20 protein-coding genes are annotated in these 18,936 nt (G+C 70.8%); 12 read left to right on the top strand and 8 right to left on the bottom strand.

The window, feature by feature from the left end; all coding sequences use genetic code 11:
* Nucleotides 1-15: 15 nt before the first annotated feature.
* The gene (locus ORV05_RS00970; protein ID WP_268756557.1) at nucleotides 16-867 is read left to right on the top strand and encodes a Rieske (2Fe-2S) protein; all 852 of its coding nucleotides are present in this window, start codon (nucleotides 16-18) and stop codon (nucleotides 865-867) included.
* A 19-nt stretch (nucleotides 868-886) separates the two neighbouring features.
* Here ORV05_RS00970 and ORV05_RS00965 read toward each other — a convergent pair whose 3' ends face one another.
* Entirely contained in the window at nucleotides 887-1,765 is an 879-nt protein-coding gene (locus ORV05_RS00965) for an NAD(P)-dependent oxidoreductase (RefSeq protein ID WP_268756556.1), read from the bottom strand.
* 42 nt (nucleotides 1,766-1,807) lie between these two features.
* Between ORV05_RS00965 and ORV05_RS00960 the strand changes: the two genes are divergently transcribed.
* Together ORV05_RS00960 and ORV05_RS00955 are read left to right on the top strand one after the other, a co-directional pair.
* The gene (locus ORV05_RS00960) at nucleotides 1,808-2,095 is read left to right on the top strand and encodes a winged helix-turn-helix transcriptional regulator (RefSeq protein ID WP_268756555.1); all 288 of its coding nucleotides are present in this window, start codon (nucleotides 1,808-1,810) and stop codon (nucleotides 2,093-2,095) included.
* A gap of 54 nt (nucleotides 2,096-2,149) precedes the next feature.
* Nucleotides 2,150-3,028, top strand: a complete 879-nt coding sequence (locus ORV05_RS00955) for an NmrA family NAD(P)-binding protein (protein WP_268756554.1) — start codon at nucleotides 2,150-2,152, stop codon at nucleotides 3,026-3,028.
* A 4-nt stretch (nucleotides 3,029-3,032) separates the two neighbouring features.
* Here ORV05_RS00955 and helR read toward each other — a convergent pair whose 3' ends face one another.
* The 3 genes from helR to ORV05_RS00940 form a co-directional block, all read right to left on the bottom strand.
* Entirely contained in the window at nucleotides 3,033-5,201 is a 2,169-nt protein-coding gene (gene helR / locus ORV05_RS00950; RefSeq protein ID WP_268756553.1) for an RNA polymerase recycling motor ATPase HelR, read from the bottom strand.
* Between the two features lie 183 nt (nucleotides 5,202-5,384).
* A complete protein-coding gene (locus ORV05_RS00945; protein WP_268756552.1) occupies nucleotides 5,385-6,329 on the bottom strand; it encodes an alpha/beta fold hydrolase in 945 nt (314 codons plus the stop codon).
* A gap of 415 nt (nucleotides 6,330-6,744) precedes the next feature.
* Entirely contained in the window at nucleotides 6,745-7,380 is a 636-nt protein-coding gene (locus ORV05_RS00940; RefSeq protein ID WP_268756551.1) for a DUF2267 domain-containing protein, read from the bottom strand.
* 221 nt (nucleotides 7,381-7,601) lie between these two features.
* On the opposite strand from ORV05_RS00940, the gene ORV05_RS00935 reads away from it, so the two are divergent.
* The 5 genes from ORV05_RS00935 to ORV05_RS00915 all read left to right on the top strand — a co-directional run bounded on the left by ORV05_RS00935 (nucleotide 7,602) and on the right by ORV05_RS00915 (nucleotide 11,652).
* On the top strand, nucleotides 7,602-8,021 hold the full coding sequence (locus tag ORV05_RS00935; RefSeq protein ID WP_268756550.1) for a CBS domain-containing protein: 420 nt from the start codon (nucleotides 7,602-7,604) through the stop codon (nucleotides 8,019-8,021).
* Between the two features lie 15 nt (nucleotides 8,022-8,036).
* Nucleotides 8,037-9,143 (top strand): CapA family protein, encoded by a 1,107-nt coding sequence (locus ORV05_RS00930; protein WP_268756549.1) that lies wholly within the window; start codon nucleotides 8,037-8,039, stop codon nucleotides 9,141-9,143.
* Nucleotides 9,144-9,218: 75 nt separating this feature from the next.
* Nucleotides 9,219-10,340 carry an ABC transporter permease gene (locus tag ORV05_RS00925; protein ID WP_268756548.1) on the top strand — a complete coding sequence of 374 codons (1,122 nt, stop codon included), beginning with the start codon at nucleotides 9,219-9,221 and terminating at the stop codon, nucleotides 10,338-10,340.
* Nucleotides 10,337-11,065 (top strand): ABC transporter ATP-binding protein, encoded by a 729-nt coding sequence (locus ORV05_RS00920; protein ID WP_268756547.1) that lies wholly within the window; start codon nucleotides 10,337-10,339, stop codon nucleotides 11,063-11,065. Before ORV05_RS00925 ends, ORV05_RS00920 begins: the two co-directional genes overlap by 4 nt.
* A gap of 8 nt (nucleotides 11,066-11,073) precedes the next feature.
* Nucleotides 11,074-11,652 (top strand): TetR/AcrR family transcriptional regulator, encoded by a 579-nt coding sequence (locus ORV05_RS00915; RefSeq protein WP_268756546.1) that lies wholly within the window; start codon nucleotides 11,074-11,076, stop codon nucleotides 11,650-11,652.
* Here ORV05_RS00915 and ORV05_RS00910 read toward each other — a convergent pair.
* The gene (locus ORV05_RS00910) at nucleotides 11,637-11,831 is read right to left on the bottom strand and encodes a hypothetical protein (protein ID WP_268756545.1); all 195 of its coding nucleotides are present in this window, start codon (nucleotides 11,829-11,831) and stop codon (nucleotides 11,637-11,639) included. The two genes, ORV05_RS00915 and ORV05_RS00910, sit on opposite strands and share 16 nt — an antisense overlap.
* A 153-nt stretch (nucleotides 11,832-11,984) precedes the next feature.
* Nucleotides 11,985-12,932, bottom strand: a complete 948-nt coding sequence (locus tag ORV05_RS00905; RefSeq protein ID WP_268756544.1) for a helix-turn-helix transcriptional regulator — start codon at nucleotides 12,930-12,932, stop codon at nucleotides 11,985-11,987.
* A gap of 63 nt (nucleotides 12,933-12,995) precedes the next feature.
* Between ORV05_RS00905 and ORV05_RS00900 the strand changes: the two genes are divergently transcribed.
* Nucleotides 12,996-13,376, top strand: coding sequence for a VOC family protein (locus ORV05_RS00900; RefSeq protein WP_268756543.1), 381 nt, complete (start codon nucleotides 12,996-12,998; stop codon nucleotides 13,374-13,376).
* 71 nt (nucleotides 13,377-13,447) lie between these two features.
* Here the strand turns inward: ORV05_RS00900 and valS are convergent, their stop codons facing one another.
* Both valS and ORV05_RS00890 read right to left on the bottom strand, forming a co-directional pair.
* Nucleotides 13,448-16,000: a valine--tRNA ligase gene (valS, locus tag ORV05_RS00895; protein ID WP_268756542.1), complete on the bottom strand. Its 2,553-nt coding sequence runs from the start codon at nucleotides 15,998-16,000 to the stop codon at nucleotides 13,448-13,450.
* A 145-nt stretch (nucleotides 16,001-16,145) separates the two neighbouring features.
* Nucleotides 16,146-16,415 (bottom strand): hypothetical protein, encoded by a 270-nt coding sequence (locus ORV05_RS00890; RefSeq protein ID WP_268756541.1) that lies wholly within the window; start codon nucleotides 16,413-16,415, stop codon nucleotides 16,146-16,148.
* Nucleotides 16,416-16,632: 217 nt separating this feature from the next.
* On the opposite strand from ORV05_RS00890, the gene ORV05_RS00885 reads away from it, so the two are divergent.
* The 3 genes from ORV05_RS00885 to ORV05_RS00875 are packed head-to-tail and all read left to right on the top strand — an operon-like array spanning nucleotide 16,633 to nucleotide 18,935.
* The gene (locus ORV05_RS00885; RefSeq protein WP_268756540.1) at nucleotides 16,633-17,601 is read left to right on the top strand and encodes a thiamine pyrophosphate-dependent enzyme; all 969 of its coding nucleotides are present in this window, start codon (nucleotides 16,633-16,635) and stop codon (nucleotides 17,599-17,601) included.
* The gene (locus ORV05_RS00880; RefSeq protein ID WP_268756539.1) at nucleotides 17,591-18,619 is read left to right on the top strand and encodes an alpha-ketoacid dehydrogenase subunit beta; all 1,029 of its coding nucleotides are present in this window, start codon (nucleotides 17,591-17,593) and stop codon (nucleotides 18,617-18,619) included. Before ORV05_RS00885 ends, ORV05_RS00880 begins: the two co-directional genes overlap by 11 nt.
* Nucleotides 18,612-18,935, top strand: coding sequence for a biotin/lipoyl-containing protein (locus ORV05_RS00875; RefSeq protein WP_268756538.1), 324 nt, complete (start codon nucleotides 18,612-18,614; stop codon nucleotides 18,933-18,935). Before ORV05_RS00880 ends, ORV05_RS00875 begins: the two co-directional genes overlap by 8 nt.
* Nucleotide 18,936: the final 1 nt, after the last annotated feature.

Here is an 18,936-nt window from a genome sequence, read left to right as displayed (position 1 = left end):
CACCGGGAGTCCGCCATGAGCACACTGCACCAGCTGGCCCGCCGCGTAGAACGCCTGGAGGCACTGGACGCGGTGGCGAAACCGGTGGCCGCGCGGGTGCGGAGGCTGCTGCGGCACCGGACGGTGCGGAACCTGCTCAGCGGCACCAACCTCGGCCACCCCCTGCACCCGATGCTCACCGACGTGCCGATCGGGGCGTGGAGCATGGCCGCGCTGCTGGACACCGTCGGCGGCCGCACCCTGGCCCCGGCCGCCGACCTGCTGGTCGCCACCGGGGCGGTGGCCGCGGTCCCGACCGCGGCGAGCGGGCTGAACGACTGGTCGGACACGCTGGGCGCCGAGGCCCGGGTCGGCTTCGTGCACGCCGCCGCCAACAGCACCGCACTGTGCCTGTACCTGGCATCCCTCGTCGCCCGCCTGCGCGGCAGGCGCGGGGCGGGCCGGGTGCTGGGGCTGGCGGGGCTCTCCGTCGCCGGTGCGGGCGCCTACCTCGGCGGCCACCTCGGGTACGTGCGGGGCGTCAACGTCAACCGCACCGCGTGGCACAACCCGCCGTCGGAGTGGACCCCGGTGCTACCGGCCGCCGAACTGGCGGATCGCCAGGCCCGGCGCGTCGAAACCCAGGGCACGGCCGTGCTGTTGTACCGGGTGGACGAGCGGATCCACGCGCTCGACGCCGTGTGCAGTCACGCCGGAGGACCACTGGAGAAAGGCAATTTCGACGACGTCTGCGTCACCTGCCCTTGGCACGGCAGCACCTTCCGCCTCGCCGACGGCCACATCGAGCGCGGGCCCGCCAGCAGTCCCCAGCCGGTGTACGAGACCAGGGTGGCCGACGGGCAGATCCAGATCCGCGCCACCGGCTGAGGAGTGCCGTGAAGGGTCTTCACGGCACTGGCTTCGGCAACAGCTCGACGACACCCGTGGTGTCCTCGTCACCGTGCCCGGCGGCGAGCCTTCGTTCCATCAGGTTCAGATAGGGCAGGAGCAGTTCCGCGCTCACGCCCTGCTCCTCGGCAGTGTCGAGAAGGGTCCCGCTCGCCGCGACCTGCATGGCGAGGTTCGAGACCACGCCTCGCGAGTAGTCGCCGTGTTCGATCTGGTCGGCTGCCTTGTGCGCGGCGGCGGTCATCGCGGTGAGCCAGCCCGCGAGCAGCGGCGCGAACTCCTTGGGCGCGATGTTTTCCCCGCGTACCAAGGCGAACGCGTGCGCTATCCCGGCGAGCATACCCGTCATCGCGCTCAGCAGGGCGACGTCGTGCAACGCGGCGAACCCCGGATCCTCGCCCACGTAAGTGGTTCCCGCGGGGACGGCGAGCGTTTCCCGGCGCCGATCGAACAGTTCGCGTGAGCCGCTGTAGAAGACGTAGCCGCCCGAACCGGGAACACCGATCATCGGCGGTACCGCCATGATCCCGCCGTCGAGGAACCGGGCGCCGCGCGCGGCGGCCCAGTCCGCCAGTGCCCGGGCCTGCGCGGGCGTTCCGGTAGTGAGGTTGACCAGATCACGGCCCGCGAGGTCCACTTCGGTCAGTGTCTCGCCGACCGAGGCGTCGTCGAGCAGGCAGGTCACGACCAGCTGGTTGGCCGCAACGGCTTCGGCCGCCGAAGTGGCGACCGTGGCGCCCTCGTCGACGAGCGGCTCGGCGCGGGCAGGAGTCCGGTTCCACACCGTGACGGGATGCCCGGCGCGAAGCCAGGAACGGCCGAGCGCGGTGCCCATCGCACCGAGCCCGAGAAGTGTGAGAGGAGTGCGTTCCGACATGCCGATTAGGCTCGTGGCAAGGGCGGAAACCCTCAAGTACGCATGAGCGTGATCGGCGGCAAGTGGAAGGTGCTCATCCTGTGGGCGCTCGACGAGCGGCGGTGCCGCTTCGGCGAACTGCGGCGCCTGCTGCCGGGCATCACCGAAAAGGTGCTCGCCTCCCATCTCCGTGAACTGGAGGAGGACGGCATCGTGCACCGGGAGGTCTTCGACGAGGTGCCGCCGCGGGTCGAGTACTCGCTGACCGGGCCGGGCATCGCGCTCAACGCGGCGCTCGCCCCGCTGAGTGCCTGGGGCCGTGAGCACGTTCTCGGCGGCGCCGCGCACTGAGGCGTTTTTGTCGGTGCGTGCGGTCATACTGACGGCACACGGTCACCGAGGGAGATGGGGGAGAAGACCGCGATGATTCTCGTCTTCGGCGCAGGGGGAACGGTCGGTTCGGCCGTGCTCGGCGAGTTGAACGCCCGGGGGCGGCCTGCGCGGGCCGCCTGCCACCGGCCGGAGCGGACCAGCCAGGCGCTCGCTCGCGGCCAGGATGCGGTCACGGTGGACCTGGACCGGCCGGAGACGATCCGGCCCGCACTCGACGGCGTGGACACCGTCTTCCTGCTCGGGGCGATGGGGCCGCACCAGAGCGCGCAGGAGACCGCCGCCGTCACCGCCGCGATCGGCGCTGGGGTGCGGCGGATCGTCAAGCTGTCGGTGTGGCGGGCCGACGAGGGGCTGACCCCGATCGCGCGCCTGCACCGGCCCGTGGAAGAACTGCTGGAAAGCGCGGGCGTGGCGTGGACGTTCCTGCGGCCGAACTTCTTCATGCAGAACTTCTCACGGCAACTGGCCCCGGCGATCCGGTCCGGCGGCGCGTTCGGCCAGCCGGTGGCCCGGGCCCCGATCAGCTTCGTCGACGCCAGGGACGTCGCGCGCGCCGCCGCACGCACCCTCGTCGAGGAAGGTCACGAGGCGCGCACCTACCGGCTCACCGGACCGGCCGCCCTGACCTACGAGGACGCGGCGGAGGTGCTGTCCCGCGTCCTGCGGCGACCGGTCCGGTACCTGTCACTGTCCGATGTGGAGGCTCGGGCGGCGATGACCGGCGCCGGGATGAGCGACTTCCACGCCGATGCCCTGATCGAGGTGAGCCAGGCGTACCGGGACGGTGGTGCCGACGCGGTCACCACCGACGTCGAAGTGCTCACCGGCTCGCCGCCCACCGCCTTCGACCGCTTCGTCGCCGAGCACCGGGAGGTGTTCGCGCCGGTGTGAGGGATCAGGCGGGAGCGGGTGCGCCGATTTCGGCCAGTCCGCTCAGCGCGTGCGGCAACGGGTCCTGGTGCAGGACGCCGAGGCGCTGGGTGGCGCGGGTGAGGGCGACGTAGAGGTCGGCCGCGCCACGCGGGCCTTCGGCGAGGATCCGTTCCGGTGCCACGACCAGGACCGCGTCGTACTCCAGGCCCTTCGTCTCCGACGCCGGTACCGTGCCGGGCACCCCCGGTGGCCCGATCACGACGCTGGTGCCCTCACGACCGGCCTCCTCCCGGACGAATTCCTCGATGGCGCCGGGCAGTTCGTCCTCGGTGACCCTCCTGGCCCACGGCAGGACGCCGCACGCCCGGACCGAATCCGGTGGCCGGACCTCGGGTGCGAACTCGGCGAGCAGTGCCGCGGCGACGGCCATGATCTCCGCCGGGGTCCGGTAGTTCACCGACAGCGGCCGGTAGACCCAGCGGCCCGGCACGTACGGCTCCAGCATCTCCGCCCACGACGTCGCTCCGGCCACCGACCGGCGTTGAGCGAGATCGCCGACCACCGTGAAGGACCGGCCTGGACAGCGTCGCATCAGCACCCGCCAGTCCATTTCGGACAGTTCCTGTGCCTCGTCGACCACGATGTGCCGGTAGGTCCAGTCCCGGTCCGCGGCCGCGCGTTCGGCAAGGTCACGGGTGTCGCGCTCGACGAAGCGGTCCGCCAGGTCCTCGGCGTAGAGCAGGTTCTCGGCGACCAGTTGGATGTCCTCGTCCAGTTCCTCGCGGTCCAGCTTCATGATGTCCATCACCCCGGCGGCGTACTCGGCCTCGGCCGCCCGTTCCCGCTCGGCGGCCCCCTCGGCCGCCTTGTCGGCGGCCGAGTCACGCCCCAGCAGGTCGACCAGTTCGTCGAGCAGCGGCACGTCCGGCACCGTCCAGGCTTCGCCGTCGGCGCGCCACAGCGTCCGGTCGGCGCCTGCCGCCCGCAGCCTTTCCGGAGAGGTGTACAGCGACGCCAACAGTGCCTCCGGCGTCAGTATCGGCCAGAGTTCGTCGAGCGCGGCGGTGAAAGCGTCGTCGTCCGCGAGCTCCTTGAGCAGGTCCGCCCGCAGCTGTTCCCATGCTTCACGGTCGTCCCGGGTCAGCCAGCCCCGGCCGACGCGGCCTATCGCCCGTTCGGTGACCACGTACGTGACGATCTCGGCGAACACCGCGCGGGCTTCGTTGTGCGGCAGCCCGCTCGCGCGCGCCTCCTCCCTGGCCCACTCCGCGGTCTCGGCGTCGATGCGCACCGTGACACCGCCCAGTGTGATCGGCACCGGCTGCTCCGGCAGCCGTTGCCGGTCGGCGATCGCGGCCGCGAGCACGTCCAGGATCCTCAGCGACCCCTTGAGCCGTGCGGCTTCCGGGGTATCTTCGGCGGTGACGCGCAGACCGGGCACGAAGTCGCCGGTCGTCATGAACACCACGTCGGACTCGCCGAGGGACGGCAGCACGCGGCCGATGTGGTGCAGAAACGCCGGGTTGGGCCCGACCACGAGCACGCCGTGGCGCTCCATCCGCTCACGATGGGTGTAGAGCAGGTACGCGACGCGGTGCAGCGCCACCACCGTCTTCCCCGTGCCCGGGCCACCCTCGATCACCAGCACCCCCGGGTGATCGAGCCGGATGATCTCGTCCTGCTCGGCCTGGATCGTCGCCACGATGTCGCGCATCCCCTCACCACGCGGCGCGTTGACCGCCGCGAGCAGCGCCGCGTCCCCTCGCTCGTCACCGCCGGGCCGGCCGAACGCCTCGTCGGTGAAGTCGAGCACCTGACGCCCCCGCGTGTGGAACTGGCGGCGTCGGCGCATGTTCTCCGGGTTCGCGCCGGTGGCGACGTAGAACGGGCGGGCCGCCGGAGCCCGCCAATCGAGCAACACCGGTTCGTACTCGTTGTCCTCGTCGAAAAGGCCGATCCGGCCGACGTAGGAATGTTCACCCGAAATGGTGTCCAGGCGACCGAAGCACAGCCCGTCGTCCGCCACGGCCAGCCGCTTCCCCTCCTTGGCCAGCGCGCGCACCTGCTCGTCCCGTTCCCTTGGCGTCCCGCCGTTTCCCCGCAACGCCGCCTCGTATTCACCCCTCACTCGTGCGCGCTCGGCGTCGAGCCGCGCGTAGAGCCCGGCGACATAGCTTCGCTCGGACCGCAATTCCTCTTCGTACCCCCGCACTTGGCGACTCCCGTTTCCGCAGGTTCTGGCCTCGGCCGGTGATTGTGCGGCACGACCCGGGTCTTGCCGCAAGCCCCCTGGTGCGTTATAAGTTGAAATGGGAGGGAATTGCTGTCCCTTCACAGCAGTCTCCAGCAGGGAACCTGCGCGCCTGACTCGCGCTTAACGAGTGACCAGGGTGAGGGCGGTCAGCATCGCCTCTCGGTAGGCATCGGGGTCGGCGAAGGGCAGATCGTGGTCGCCGTCCACGCGGACGATGCGCGCCCCGAGCCGCTCCGCCAGGTCCTGCTGCATGCGCGGATGGCAGATGGTGTCCCCGGTGGTCAGGACCACCGCGGACGGCAGCTCCCGCAAGCTCTCGACCCGGTGCCGCAGGTCGTAGCGCGCCACCGCGCCCAGCACCGCGAGCACGCTCGACGCCGGAGTCCGCGCCAGTTCGGCCCGCAACCAGGGCCAGATCCGCCGGAACTCCTCGTTGCGCCTGGCCCGGTTCATGCCGAAATACCGCGCCGCGATGGTGGCGCCGAGGCCCCGCCGGGCGAACACGGTCGCCGGGCGGACCGCGGCGAGGAACAACCGGTCCCGCACCAGATCCCGGTAGTACAGCGAGCCCGCGCCGAGTACCAGTCCGGCGACCCGGTCCCGGTGCCGGAGCGCGGCCTGCAGGGACACCAGGCAGCCCAGGGAGAACCCGCCGAAGATCGCCCTCTCGATGCCGAGCGCGTCGAGCACGGCCACCGCGTCGTCGGCCAGGTCCTCGATCTCCACCGGCCCGGCGATGGGCAGGCCGCGGCCGTGCCCGCGCTGGTCCATCGCGATCACCGGACGGGTCTTCGCCAGTGGTGCCAGCACCCCGTGGAAGTTGATGTCCGCCGACCACGTCACCCCGTGCAACAGGAGAAGGGGCACCTCCCCCGCCGGCCCGTCGGCCCGCCGCACGAACACCGGTCCCCGGCCGGGCAGCGTGATCACGTCACCGGGCGGCAGCTCGGGTGCTACCGCGATGTCCCTCGGCACCGGCCCGACCGGTCGGAACACCCCGGCGCCACGCCGCAGCTGCGCCCGCAGCAGTCGTGCGTTCTGGTAGGCCACGTTCTGGTAGGCCACACCGCCTCCCCCTGATCCCGGAAACACACCGTCGTGCTTCTCCTTCAGAGTGAGACAAAACGCGTGTTATGGGAAGGGGCATGTGATCAAGGGTGGGGAGCGCACCGGAATCCTGCCCGAATGAGGGACCTTCGGCCCCATGACGGGACGCGCGAACGGGTTCATCATGGTGGTACCGGGGAAACCCGGCGACCCGCCCGAGGTGCAGGACTAGACATCGAGGCTTACAGCCTGGATTGACCCATCGTCGCAAGACGGGGACTCCGCCCCCGGGCGGGCCTTATGCTGTCCGCCCCATGCCTCCGGAGTCCGGTTCGTGTTGACCGTGAAGGGGCCCTTCACAGCCGATTCGGCCGTGAAGGGGCCCTTCACGGCGACGCGGAGCCGCCGCCCGAACGTGAATTCAGCACGCAGATCAGGTCTGCGGCGTGCCCTGCGACATCAGGATGCGATGTGCCTCCTGCGCCGCCTTCGCCGCGCGGTCGCCCTGTGGCTCGTTGGTGGGCACGTTTTCCAGGCCCCGAGCCAGTGCCGAGACCGCCTCGGTCAGTGCCATCACGCTGTCCTCCAGCGCGTTGATGCGCACGTGCTCGCCGCTGCTGCGCGGCGCGGGGGCGGTCGGGCGCAGCTCCTCGCCTTGCAGCTCGCCACGCAGGCTCGACGGCATCAGCGCGAACACGTGGTCCAGTTGCCCGGGCGAGAACAGCGCGCTCAGTCCGTCGGAGATGGCCCCGGCCACCGCGGGCACGTCTCCCGGGCTGATCGCCGCCTCTCTGGCGAACCTCTGCGCGAACGTCCTCGCGTCGAAGCGGATCGGCACCCTGTTCGGCTTCCACCCGTCGTAGAACATGCCGCGCAGGAATTCCGGCAGCTGGGCCGCCAGGTGCGCGGCGCTCTCCACGGTGAGCCGGTCCCGCACCAGATGCAGCCACGCCCGGAGTGCCCGGTAGGTGAAATGGCGGTCGTCGCTGCCCAGCCGGTCGGCGATCACCGCGAGCCAGTCACGGGCGGTCTGCTCGGCGTGGGACAGCGGATCCGGTTGGTGTGTCATGGGAGTGCCTTCCGACGGTGTACCGGTTTCCCTCAGGTTCTCCCCGCCGCGTCACCGCTGACCAGGGACCAAGGACACCAATGCGAGCCGACAGTCCCGAGTGGACACTCCCCGCAATCACCCACAGGGGGACCTTCGCCTCTTGGGAAACGGAAGGGCGGCAGCGCACCCTGTGGGTTTCGCCGAGTCCCGGCGGATACCGCAGAGCAAGGAGGATCACCATGACGAAAGCCCGCGACATCATGCACCCGGGAGCCAAGTGCGTCGGCGAGCACGAGAACCTGGAAACAGCGGCGAAGCAGATGCGGGACCTGGGCGTGGGCGCGCTGCCGATCTGCGGCGACGACGACCGCCTGCACGGCATCATCACCGACCGCGACATCGTGATCAAGTGCATCGCCGTGGGCAAGGACCCCCGTCAGATCACGGCGGGTGAACTCGCCCAGGGCACCCCTTACCTGGTCAGCGCGGACGCGGACATCCAGGACGTGCTTTCGGTGATGGAAGAGCACCAGGTCCGGCGCGTTCCGGTGATCGCCGAACACCGGCTCGTCGGCATCATCAGCGAGGCGGATCTCGCCCGGCACCTGCCCGAACAGACCATCGGACGGTTCGTCGAGGCGATCTGCGCCAGCACCTGACCGGACCCGGCCGGGGTGACCGCCGACGCGATTTCGTTGCTGCTGTGCGGGGACGTGATGCTCGGCCGGGGCGTCGACCAGGTCCTGCCGCACCCCGGCCCCCCGGAGCTGTGGGAACGGTCGCTCGACGACGCCAGGGCGTACGTGATGCTCGCCGAGCGGGCGAACGGGCTCATTCCCCGCCCGGTGGGTTTCGCGTGGCCGTGGGGGGCCGCGCTGGCGGCGTTGTCGCGGTTCGCCCCGGACGTGCGAGTGCTCAATCTGGAAACCAGCATCACCGCCGACGGGGAATTCGCCCCGGGAAAGGGGGTGCACTACCGGCTTAATCCGGCCAATCTCCGCTGTCTCACCGCCGCCGGGCCCGACGTCTGCGTGCTGGCGAACAACCACGTGCTCGACTTCGGGCAGCGGGGGCTGGAAGACACCCTGACCGCACTGAGCGAAGCCGGGCTCCGCTACGCGGGCGCGGGAAGGACACGGGCGGAAGCCGAAGGCCCGGTCGTGACGGCCCGCCGTGACGGACGGAGCGCGGTGGTCGTCGCGGGCGCGTCGGAGTCCAGCGGGGTGCCGCCCGAGTGGGCCGCGGGGCCGGACCGGCCAGGGGTCGCTTTCGTGTCCGAAAGGTCCGGCCGGGCCGCCCTCCCCCTGGCCGGCCGGGCACTCGCCGCGAAGCGGCCAGGGGACGTGACGGTGGTGTCGCTGCATTGGGGATCGAACTGGGGCTACGGGGTTCCCGCCGAGCAGCGGCGGTTCGCGCACCGGCTGATCGACGCGGGAGTGGACGTGGTGTACGGGCATTCGTCGCACCACCCGCGGCCGATCGAGGTGTACCGGGGGAAGTTGATCCTCTACGGCTGCGGCGACCTGATCAACGACTACGAGGGCATCCGGGGCTACGAGGACTACCGGGACGATCTCCGGTTGCTGTACTTCGCTTCCGTCGCGACCTCGACGGGTGAACTCGTCGCGTTGCGGATGGTCCCGTTCCAGGCACGGCGCCTGCGGCTGGAACCGGCTTCCCGCGACGACGTCGCCTGGCTGCGCGCCACGCTCGACCGCATCAGCCGCCCCTACGGCCCGGCCGTCGCCGAGGCCCCCGACGGCACCCTCGTGCTCGCCTGACCGCCACCCCAGAGATGCAAACATCGTGTTGTTATGATCCCGACATGATGTTGGCAAACTTGCGAGGCGGTGGCGATGTTCCTGGCCGTACGTGAACTGCGCTTCACCCGGGCGCGGTTCGGACTGATGGGCGCCGTGGTCGCGCTGATCGCGGTCCTCATGGTGATGCTGTCCGGGCTGTCCGACGGCCTGGTCAACGACGGTGTGTCCGGGCTGAAGCGGATGCCGGTGACCTCACTGGCCTTCGCCGGAGGCGTCCAGAAGGACTCCGCCTTCTCCCGGAGCGTGGTGGACATCGGCGCGGTGGACACCTGGGCCCACCAGCCCGGGGTCGAACAGGCCGCCCCCTTCGGCAACACCCTGGCCAACGGCAAGAGCGGCTCGGGGGTCGCGATCGACCTGGCCCTGTTCGGCGTGCGCCCGGACAGCTTCCTGTCCCCCGAGGTCGCCGAGGGCGACCGGCTGGGCGCGCCCGACGGGATCGTGGTCAGCAAGACCGCGCTGAAGAACGGGATCAAGCTCGGCGACACCATCACCCTCGACCGGATCGGCACCAAGCTGCGCGTCGTCGGCGTGCTGGGCGACCAGCACACCTTCGGGCACGTGGACGTCGCCTACATCCCGCTCGCCGCGTGGCAGGAGATCCACGCCGGGGCGGGCCCGAACGACCGGGCCCCGGCGAAGGCCTACCGGGAGATCACCGCGGTCGCGCTGCGGACCGGCCCGGCCGCCGACCTGGCTCAGGGCGACCGCGCGGCGGGGACCGAAAGCATGACGCTGAAGGAATCCTTCGATGCTTCGCCCGGCTACACCGCGGAAACCATGACCCTGCAACTGATCGAGGTCTTCCTCTACGCGATCTCGGCACTGGTCGTGGGCGCCTTCTTCGCGGTGTGGACGATCCAGCGCAAGCACGAGGTCGCGGTGATGCGCGCCATGGGCGCACCCACCGGCTACCTGCTGCGGGATTCCCTCGCACAGGCCCTGATCCTGCTGCTGGCCTCGGTCGGGGTGGGCGTCGCGATCGGCCTTGGGCTGGGCAGCCTGATGGGCGACAAGGTCCCGTTCTCGCTGAGTGCCTCGTCCGTCTCGCTGGCCGCGGTGCTGCTGGTGGTGCTCGGCCTCGCCGGGGCCGCGGCCGCCATCGCCCGTATCGCCGGGGTCGAACCGGCGACCGCTCTCGGAGGAAACCGATGACCCCCACCGAAACCCGGACCACCGACCGGCACCGCACGAAGGGCAGCGCCGCCGAAGGCGGGCTGGTGATGAAGAACGTCACCCTTCAGCTCGGCGACGGCGACGAGACGGTGCACGCACTGGACGGGGTGAACCTGGAGGTCGCGCCCGGCGAGTTCGTCGCCGTCGTCGGCCCGTCCGGGGCGGGCAAGTCGAGCCTGCTCGCGGTGGCCGGCGGCCTCACCCTGCCCACCTCGGGCGAGGTCACCGTCGCCGGGCACGACATGACGGTGTCCGGCAAACGTGCTCGCACCACCCTGCGGCGCGAGCACGTGGGCTTCGTGTTCCAGTCCGGCAATCTCCTCCCCGCCCTGACCGCGGAGGACCAGCTGCGGCTGCCCGGGCGGTTCGGCCGCAAACGCCGCGGCACCCGCGACCCGAAGCAACTGCTCGCGCAGGTGGGCATGGCGGACAAGGCGAACCGGCGGCCGCACCAGCTCTCCGGCGGCGAACGCCAGCGGGTGGGCATCGCGCGCGCCCTGGCGACGGACCCGGACCTGCTGCTGGTGGACGAGCCGACCGCGGCGCTGGACCGCGTCCGCAGCCAGGATGTGGCCGAACTGCTGGCACGCGAGGCCAAGGAGTTCGGGGTGGCGACGGTGATGGTGACGCACGATCACGACGTGCTGCGCCACTGCGATGCGGTTTACGAGATGATTGACGGCAAGTTGACTCGAGCGGAGTGAGGAGTCGCGTGCCGAAGATTCGAGCGGCCACCGTTGCGGAGCACCGCGCCATGCAGCGAAGGGCCATCCTGGACGCGGCACGCGAGATCCTGGCCGAGGGCGGCGGGGCCGAGACACCGAGCCTCGCCGCCGTCGCGCAGCGGACGGGCCTGGCCCGCCCCAGCGTGTACTCCTACTTCAAATCCCGCGACGACCTGCTGGACGCGCTCATCATCGACACGTTCCCGAAATGGTCGGCCTACGTGACGGAGCAGATGGACAAGGCAACCCATCCCGGTGAGCGGGCGCTGGCGTATGTGGACGCCAACCTGCACCTGGTCGCCCGGGGGGAACACGCGATCGTCAGCGCGCTCGCCGCCACGGGGCGCGGCGAGCTGCTCGAAGAGACCAGCAAGACCCTCCACGACCAGCTCCGCACCCCGCTCGTCGAGACGCTGGCCCAGCGCGGCACCCGGGATCCGGAGGCGATGGCGGAGCTGATCCAGGCGATCGTCTACGCCGTCACCAGGATGGTCGAGGACGGCACCCCCGAGGCGGACGCGCGCAGGCTGGCCCGCGAGCTGCTCGAGCCCTACTTCCGTTCCTGAACGTCGTCGGGCCGCTCTTCCTCCGTGCTGACCGGCCTGGTCTCCGTGGTGCCCCCGAAGCCCGGTGCGAGGTCGGCGGGGTTGGGGGTCTCCTCGTCCTGGTTCGGCCCGCCCTTCGGCGGATTCGGCTGCGGGACTCCGGCCGCGGCCTCCGGTTTTCCGTGCGCCTTCTCGTTCATCCATTTCGGGTTCCCGCCGCATCCCCCACCAAACGACCCCACCAGTACTCCGGCTCGCGGGCTCGCCGGCTCGCCGGAGTGTTTGAGCGGGGCCTGTTTGCTTCGAATGATTCGGAGCAAACAGGCCCCGCTGCACAACCGATCGCGCCCGGCTCACTGGTTCGCGTCGAGCAGGGCCCGCAGGCGGGCGCGAAACGCCGCTCGCACCTCCTCCGGCTCCAGGATCTCCAGCGGCATCCCCAGGCGCAGGAGGAACTTGGCCAGGCCGTCCGCGTCCGGTCCGCCGACCTCGACGATCGTGGCCTGGTCACCGTCGGGCACGTGCACCCCGATCGTCGCGGGGACCCGCCGCAGCGCTTCGGCGAGCGGGCAGAGCAGCCGGAACCGCACCCGGACCGGGTAGGGCACGGCCGCCATACCCCGCGAAACGAGACCGGCCGCGTCCGGCCGCTCGGTGAGTTCCACCGGACGGCCGGTGAGCTTGGCATCGGCGATGCGGTCGCCCCGGAAGGTGCGCCAGTCCCGCCGTTCGCCGTCGAAGGCGACGAGGTACCAGCGCCGTCCCGTGTGGACGAGCCGGTGCGGATCGACGCGACGGATACTCGCCACCCCGTGTCTGTCGCAATAGGACAGCTGCACGCGTTCCCCGGCGCGGCAGGCGGTGGCCAGCAGGAGCAGCACCTTCGGCGAGACCCGTTCCTCCGGCGGCTCGGTGTGGGTGAGCACGGACTCCAGTTCTTCGATCCGGCGCGCGACCCGTTTCGGCAGGATCTGCCGCAGTTTCAGCAAGGCGGAAAGGGCGGCCTGATCGCTGCCGTCGATGCCCCCGAACGCCGCCGCCCGCAACCCCACCGCCACGGACAGCGCTTCCTCTTCGTCGAGGATCAGCGGCGGCACGTTCCTGCCCGGCCCGAGCCGGTAGCCGCCCCACGGGCCGGGCTCCGACTCGATGCCGTACCCGAGTTCACGCAGCCGCGCGATGTCCCGCCGCACGGTGCGTTCGGTGACGTCCAGGTGTGCCGCGAGCTGCCCGCAGGTCCACGACGGCCGCGTCGCCAGTGCCGACAGCAGCGCCAGTAGCCGGGCCGAAGTGTTGAGCACGCCCCGAATTCTGCGGCACGACCAGGACCGTTTCTGTCCGGGTCATCGCCTACCGTCGCGTTCATGACCGAAACCACGACCCCGGTGGCGCGCTTCGGCGCCGTCACCCTCGACTGCGCGGACCCCGCCGAGCTGGCCGCGTTCTACTCCGCCGTGCTGGGCCTGCCGGTGCTCTACTCCAGCGACGACTTCGTGTACGTCGGCAAGGAAGGCGCACCCAGCCTCTGCTTCGCCCGGCTGGACGGCTACCGGCAGCCCACCTGGCCGGACCCCGAAACGGAGAAGCAGGCCCACCTCGACCTCGGCGTCGACGATCTCGACGCCGCACAGGCCCGCCTGCTCGAACTGGGCGCCAAGGAGCCGGCGAACCAGCCGCAGCCGGACAAGTGGCGGGTCCTGCTCGACCCGGCCGGGCACCCGTTCTGCATCACCACCAGCATCTGAAAACCCTGCCCACACGCGGAAACACCCCTCGGACGCGCTGTCCGGGGGGTGTTTCCGTTCGTCGTACCGGCTTACGCCTCGACCTCGGCCAAGACGACCTCGATGCGCAGTTCCTCACCGTCCGGCGCCAGTTCCAGCGCCTCGACGTTGCCCGCGGCCCGCAGATCCGCGCCGATCGAGCCCAGCGTCTCGACCTGGTTCGCCGGGCCCTGGATGCGCACCGACTCCACCGGCGAGCGCATCGAGCGCTTCGCGTCGCTCTTCGCCTTGCGGATCGCACTGATCGCCGTGCTGGCGAGCGCGATCACCTCGGCGCTGTCGCCGTCACCGGCGCCCGCCGGGGTGGGCCACTCGGCGCGGTGCACCGAGTCCGTGTGCCACCACGACCACGCCTCTTCCGTGGAGTACGGCAGGAAGGGCGCGAAGAGGCGCTGCAGGCTCGACAGCGCCTTGCGCAGGGCGAGCCGCGCGGACTGGGTCGCCGCACCGCCCTCCTCGTCGTAGGCGCGCTGCTTGATCAGCTCCAGGTAGTCGTCGCAGAAGAACCAGAAGAACCGTTCGATGCGCTCCAGCGCGGTGGTGTACTCGAAGGTCTCCAGCGCGTCGGTCGCCTGCCGGATCACGTCGTCCAGCGAGGCCAGCATCGCCTGGTCCAGCGTCTCGGTGATGCGTGCGTCCGCCGTCGGCTCGGGGAAACCGAGCGCGAACTTGCTGGCGTTGAGCAGCTTCGTGGCCAGACGGCGGCCGATCTTCATCTGGCCCTGGTCGAAGGCGGTGTCGGTGCCGGGACGCCCGTTGGCCGCCCAGTACCGGACCGCGTCCGGGCTGAACTGCTCGAGCAGCCCGATCGGGGTCACCACGTTGCCCTTGGACTTGCTCATCTTCTTGCGGTCCGGGTCGAGGATCCAGCCCGACAGCGCCGCGTGGTACCAGGGCAGCGTCTGCGATTCCAGTTCGGCCCGCAGCACGGTGGCGAACAGCCAGGTGCGGATGATGTCGTGCGCCTGCGGGCGCAGGTCCATCGGGAAGGTCTGCGCGTAAAGCTCTTCGTCCTCGCCCCAGCCGCAGGCGATCTGCGGGGTGAGCGAGGAGGTGGCCCAGGTGTCCATGATGTCCGGGTCGCCGATGAAGCCGCCGGGCTTGCCGCGCTGGTCCTCGGTGTAACCGGCCGGGGTGTCCGAAGACGGGTCGACCGGGAGCTGGTCCTCGCCGGGCAGGATCGGAGCGCCGTAGACCGGCTCCCCCGCCTCGTCCAGCGGGTACCAGATCGGGAACGGCACGCCGAAGAACCGCTGGCGGCTGACCAGCCAGTCGCCGTTGAGGCCGCGGACCCAGTCGTCGTAGCGGGCCTTCATGTAGGCCGGGTGCCACTTCAGCTCGGCACCGCGGGCCAGCATCGCGTCCTGGTGGTCCAGCGAGCGGATGAACCACTGCCTGCTGGACACGATCTCCAGCGGCTTGTCGCCCTTTTCGTAGAACTTGACCGGGCGGACCGTCTTGCGCGGCTCGCCGTCGAGGTCGCCGCTCTCGCGGAGCAGGGCGACGACGCGCTCACGCGCCGTGTGCACCGTCGCGCCGACGAGCTCGGCGTAGGCCTTCCGGCCCTCCTCGCTGTCCAGTCCGGCGGGGGGCTCGGGCAGGATGCGGCCGTCGCGGCCGATGACGGTGCGGGCGGGCAGCTTGAGCTCGCGCCACCACTGCACGTCGGTGAGGTCACCGAAGGTGCAGCACATCGCGATACCGGCGCCGCGCTCCATCTCGGCCGCCGGGTGCGCCAGCACCGGCACCTCCACCCCGAACACCGGCGAGGTGACGGTCTGACCGAAGAGGTGCTGGTAGCGCTCGTCATCGGGGTGCGCGATCAGCGCGACACACGCCGGCAGCAGCTCGGGCCGGGTGGTCTCGATGTAGATCGGGCTGCCGTCGTGCTGGTGGAAGCTGATCCGGTGCCAGGCACCGGCGTGGTCGCGGTCCTCGAGCTCGGCCTGCGCCACGGCGGTGCGGAACCCGACATCCCACAGCGTCGGGGCCTCCGCCTGGTAGGCCTCGCCCCGGTCGAGCAGCCGCAGGAACGCGCGCTGCGAGACCCGCTGGGCGTGCCTGCCGATCGTGGTGTAGGTCCGCGACCAGTCGACCGAGAGCCCGAGCCTGCGCCAGGTGTCCTCGAACGCCTTCTCGTCCTCGGCGGTCAGCAGCTCGCACAGCTCGATGAAGTTCCGGCGCGAGATGTCACGCACCGGCCGCTCGCCCTTCTTGACCACCGGTTCGGGCACCTGGAAGTCGGGGTCGTAGGGCAGCGACGGCTCGCAGCGGACGCCGAAGTAGTTCTGCACGCGGCGCTCGGTGGGCAGGCCGTTGTCGTCCCAGCCCATCGGGTAGAAGACCTGCTTGCCCCGCATTCGCTGGAAGCGCGCCACGATGTCGGTGTGCGTGTAGGAGAAGACGTGGCCTACGTGCAGGGAGCCGCTGACGGTCGGCGGCGGTGTGTCGATGGAGAACACCGCGGCACGCTCTCCGGGAGCGGTGAACCGGTAGACTCCGGACTGCTCCCACTGGTCCGCCCACTTGGCATCCAGACCGTCCAGCGCTGGACGGTCCGGCACGTTCGGCGTGGTCTCGGACACGCTGTTTGCCACCTCATCTGCTGCGATCGCTGTCGAATCGATTGAGCACAGGCCGCACTGACCGGCCCGTACGAGTAGATACAGCTTAGCCGGGCGGGTCGGCGCGCCGTTCTCAGCCGAGTCGTGGCCGTGTCGGCCCGGGCGGTCAGTCCGGGTTGAAGTTCTCGTTCACCTGATCCGCGAGCGCGTCGAGCATGCGCGCGGCGACCTCTCCGGCCTCGCAGTCCACCCGCAGTTCCGCCCGGCTCGAACCCGCGCCCGCCGCGAAGACGTGGAGCTCGCCCTGCCCGCCGGGCCATTCGAGGTGCAGCCGCGGCGGGTCGAGCCGCGCCTGGGAGTCGTGGAAGCCCAGCCACGCGTTGCGGCGGGCGGGGTCGGCGGCGGTGTTGAGCACGAGCTCGGGCAGGGCGTCCATGCCCCTGCTGGCCTGAGAAGGAATCACACGACCGGCTTACCCACGGCTGCAGCGGGGGAAAACGGCACCACCCGGACAGAGCAGTGCCCAGCAAAACCGTCGAATCGACGGCAAAGTGTCCGGCTTTTTGGCGAAAGTGCTCGTCAAATCGCGCAAACTGACCAGCTTGATCGCACACTGTTGCCTGATCGAGGACCTGCTTTGCACGCTTTCCGCCATGAACCTCCGCGAACTGCACCGCCACCTGGTGGTGGCACGGCGCCTCGACGAGGAGGCGATCGCCCTCCAACGCCAGGGCGTCCTCCCCGCGTACGCGCCGATGAAGGGCCAGGAAGCCGCGCAGGTGGGGAGCGCGGCGGCACTGGACCCCACCCGTGACTTCGCCTTCCCCACCTACCGGGAGCTGGGCGCGGCCGTCGCGCTGGGCGTCGACCTGGTCGGCTACCTGGCCAGTCACCTCGGCAACTGGCACGGCGGCCTCTACGACCCGATGGCGTCCCGCTTCGCGCCGTTCAACGCGGTCGTCGGCGGACCGGTGACGCACGCCGTCGGCTGGGCGATGGGGGCCCGCCTCGACGGCACCGGCGGCGTCGCGCTCACCTATTTCGGCGACGGCGCGAGCTCGCAGGGCGACGTGCACGAGGCGATGAACTTCGCCGGCGTCTACCGGCTGCCGGTGATCTTCTTCTGCCAGCACAACGGATGGGCGATCTCGGTGCCCAGTGAGCGGCAGGTGGCGGGCGGCTCGGTCGCGGCGCGCGCCGAGGGCTACGGGATCACCGGCCGCCGGATCGACGGCAACGACGTGGCCGAGGTGTACGAGGCGACCAGGGAGGCGGTGGAGCGCGCCCGCGACGGCGGCGGGCCCACCGTGCTGGAGGCGATGACCTACCGGCTCGGCCCGCACTCCACTTCGGACGATCCCGGCCGCTACCGGTCGCTGGCCGAGGAACGGCAGCGGGCACAGGACGATCCACTGCTGCGCTCGGCCCGGCGGATCGGCGACGAGGAATTCCTGGCCGAGGCCGAGTCCCACGCGGCGAAGGTGGTCCGCGAGGTCCGCGAAGGTCTGCTGGCGCTGGGCGAACAGCCCGGCGAAGAGATGTTCTCGTTCGTCTACCGCGAACCCACCCGTGCCCTGCTGGAGCAGCAGCGCCGCTGGAAGGAGTCGGCCGATGCCCAGTGAGACGAGCACTGACGCGATCATCGGTGCCGTTACCGAGTTCTCCCTGCAGCAGGCGATCAACCTGGCGCTGTGCCACGCCTGCGAGGACGACGACCGCGTGCTGGTCTTCGGCGAGGACGTGGGCAGGCTCGGCGGGGTGTTCCGGGTGACCGACGGGCTGCAGGCCAAGTTCGGCGAAGACCGCGTCTTCGACACCCCGCTGGCGGAATCGGCGATCATGGGCATGGCGGTCGGGCTCGCGCTGGCGGGCTGGCGGCCGGTGCCGGAGATCCAGTTCGACGGGTTCAGCTATCCCGCGGTCGACCAGATCGTCAACCAGGTCGCCCGCATGCACTACCGCAGCCGGGGGACCGCGCCGATGCCGATCACCCTGCGGCTGCCCAGTTTCGGCGGCATCCGCGCGCCCGAACACCACGCCGAAAGCCTGGAGTCGCTGTTCGCGCACGTCCCCGGCCTCAAGGTGGTGTCCCCGTCGACCCCGGGCGAGGGCTACCACCTGCTCCGGCAGGCCATCGCCGATCCCGATCCGGTGATCTTCCTGGAGCCGAAGTCGCGGTACTGGCATCGCGAACCGTTCGATCCCGCGGCGCCGGTCCCCGTCGCGCCGGTCGGCACGAGCCGCATCGCCCGGCCCGGCCGCCACGCGACGCTGATCGCGTGGGGCGCGATGGTGTCCCGCTGCCTGCAGGTCGCCGAACTGGCCGCGGAGGACGGCGTCGAACTGGAGGTGCTGGACCTGCGCTGGCTCAAGCCGATCGACGCCGAGGGCCTGGCCGAATCGGTGGGCCGCACCCGCCGCGCGGTGGTCGTGCACGAGGCACCGCTGACCGCCGGTCTCGGTGCGGAGGTGTCCGCACTGATCACCGAGCGGTGCTTCGACACGCTGCGGGCCCCGGTGCAGCGCGTCACCGGCTACGACGTGCCCTACCCGGCCGGGCCGCTCGAAGACCAGTACCTGCCGGGCATCGACCGGATCCTGACCGCCGTCCAGACCGTCCTGGAGTACCGCCGTGGCTGAACTGACCTTTCCCCTTCCCGATCTCGGTGAGGGCCTGATCGGCGCGAAGGTGCTGGAATGGCTGGTCGCCGAGGGTGAGTTCGTCGAGCGCAACGCGCCGCTGGTGGACGTGGAGACCACGAAGGCCTCGGTGGAGATCCCCTCCCCGCAGTCGGGGAAGGTGCTGCGCCTGCACGTCGGCGAGAACGACGAACTCGCCGTGGGCGATCCGCTGGTGACCTTCGAGGTGCCCGACGACCAGGCCGGCATCGTCGGCACGGTGCCCCGCGAGGAGAAGCCTGCCCGCCGGGTGCGACTGACCCTGCCGGAGGACTGAG

Origin of the sequence: Amycolatopsis cynarae, from assembly GCF_026802195.1 — a bacterium.
Classification (GTDB): Bacteria; Actinomycetota; Actinomycetes; order Mycobacteriales; family Pseudonocardiaceae; genus Amycolatopsis_E; species Amycolatopsis_E rhizosphaerae.
Note: the sequence above shows the minus strand (reverse complement) of the source record. Positions and strands in the feature narration are given on the sequence as shown.

What these genes read in the sequence shown, in the direction of transcription:
- ORV05_RS00970 (WP_268756557.1), top strand. Translation starts at nt 16, where the DNA reads ATGAGCACACTGCACCAGCTGGCCCGCCGCGTAGAACGCCTGGAGGCA.
- ORV05_RS00965 (WP_268756556.1), bottom strand. Translation starts at nt 1,765, where the DNA reads ATGTCGGAACGCACTCCTCTCACACTTCTCGGGCTCGGTGCGATGGGC.
- ORV05_RS00960 (WP_268756555.1), top strand. Translation starts at nt 1,808, where the DNA reads ATGAGCGTGATCGGCGGCAAGTGGAAGGTGCTCATCCTGTGGGCGCTC.
- ORV05_RS00955 (WP_268756554.1), top strand. Translation starts at nt 2,150, where the DNA reads ATGGGGGAGAAGACCGCGATGATTCTCGTCTTCGGCGCAGGGGGAACG.
- ORV05_RS00940 (WP_268756551.1), bottom strand. Translation starts at nt 7,380, where the DNA reads ATGACACACCAACCGGATCCGCTGTCCCACGCCGAGCAGACCGCCCGT.
- ORV05_RS00935 (WP_268756550.1), top strand. Translation starts at nt 7,602, where the DNA reads ATGACGAAAGCCCGCGACATCATGCACCCGGGAGCCAAGTGCGTCGGC.
- ORV05_RS00925 (WP_268756548.1), top strand. Translation starts at nt 9,219, where the DNA reads ATGTTCCTGGCCGTACGTGAACTGCGCTTCACCCGGGCGCGGTTCGGA.
- ORV05_RS00920 (WP_268756547.1), top strand. Translation starts at nt 10,337, where the DNA reads ATGACCCCCACCGAAACCCGGACCACCGACCGGCACCGCACGAAGGGC.
- ORV05_RS00910 (WP_268756545.1), bottom strand. Translation starts at nt 11,831, where the DNA reads ATGAACGAGAAGGCGCACGGAAAACCGGAGGCCGCGGCCGGAGTCCCG.
- ORV05_RS00900 (WP_268756543.1), top strand. Translation starts at nt 12,996, where the DNA reads ATGACCGAAACCACGACCCCGGTGGCGCGCTTCGGCGCCGTCACCCTC.
- ORV05_RS00890 (WP_268756541.1), bottom strand. Translation starts at nt 16,415, where the DNA reads ATGGACGCCCTGCCCGAGCTCGTGCTCAACACCGCCGCCGACCCCGCC.
- ORV05_RS00885 (WP_268756540.1), top strand. Translation starts at nt 16,633, where the DNA reads ATGAACCTCCGCGAACTGCACCGCCACCTGGTGGTGGCACGGCGCCTC.
- ORV05_RS00880 (WP_268756539.1), top strand. Translation starts at nt 17,591, where the DNA reads ATGCCCAGTGAGACGAGCACTGACGCGATCATCGGTGCCGTTACCGAG.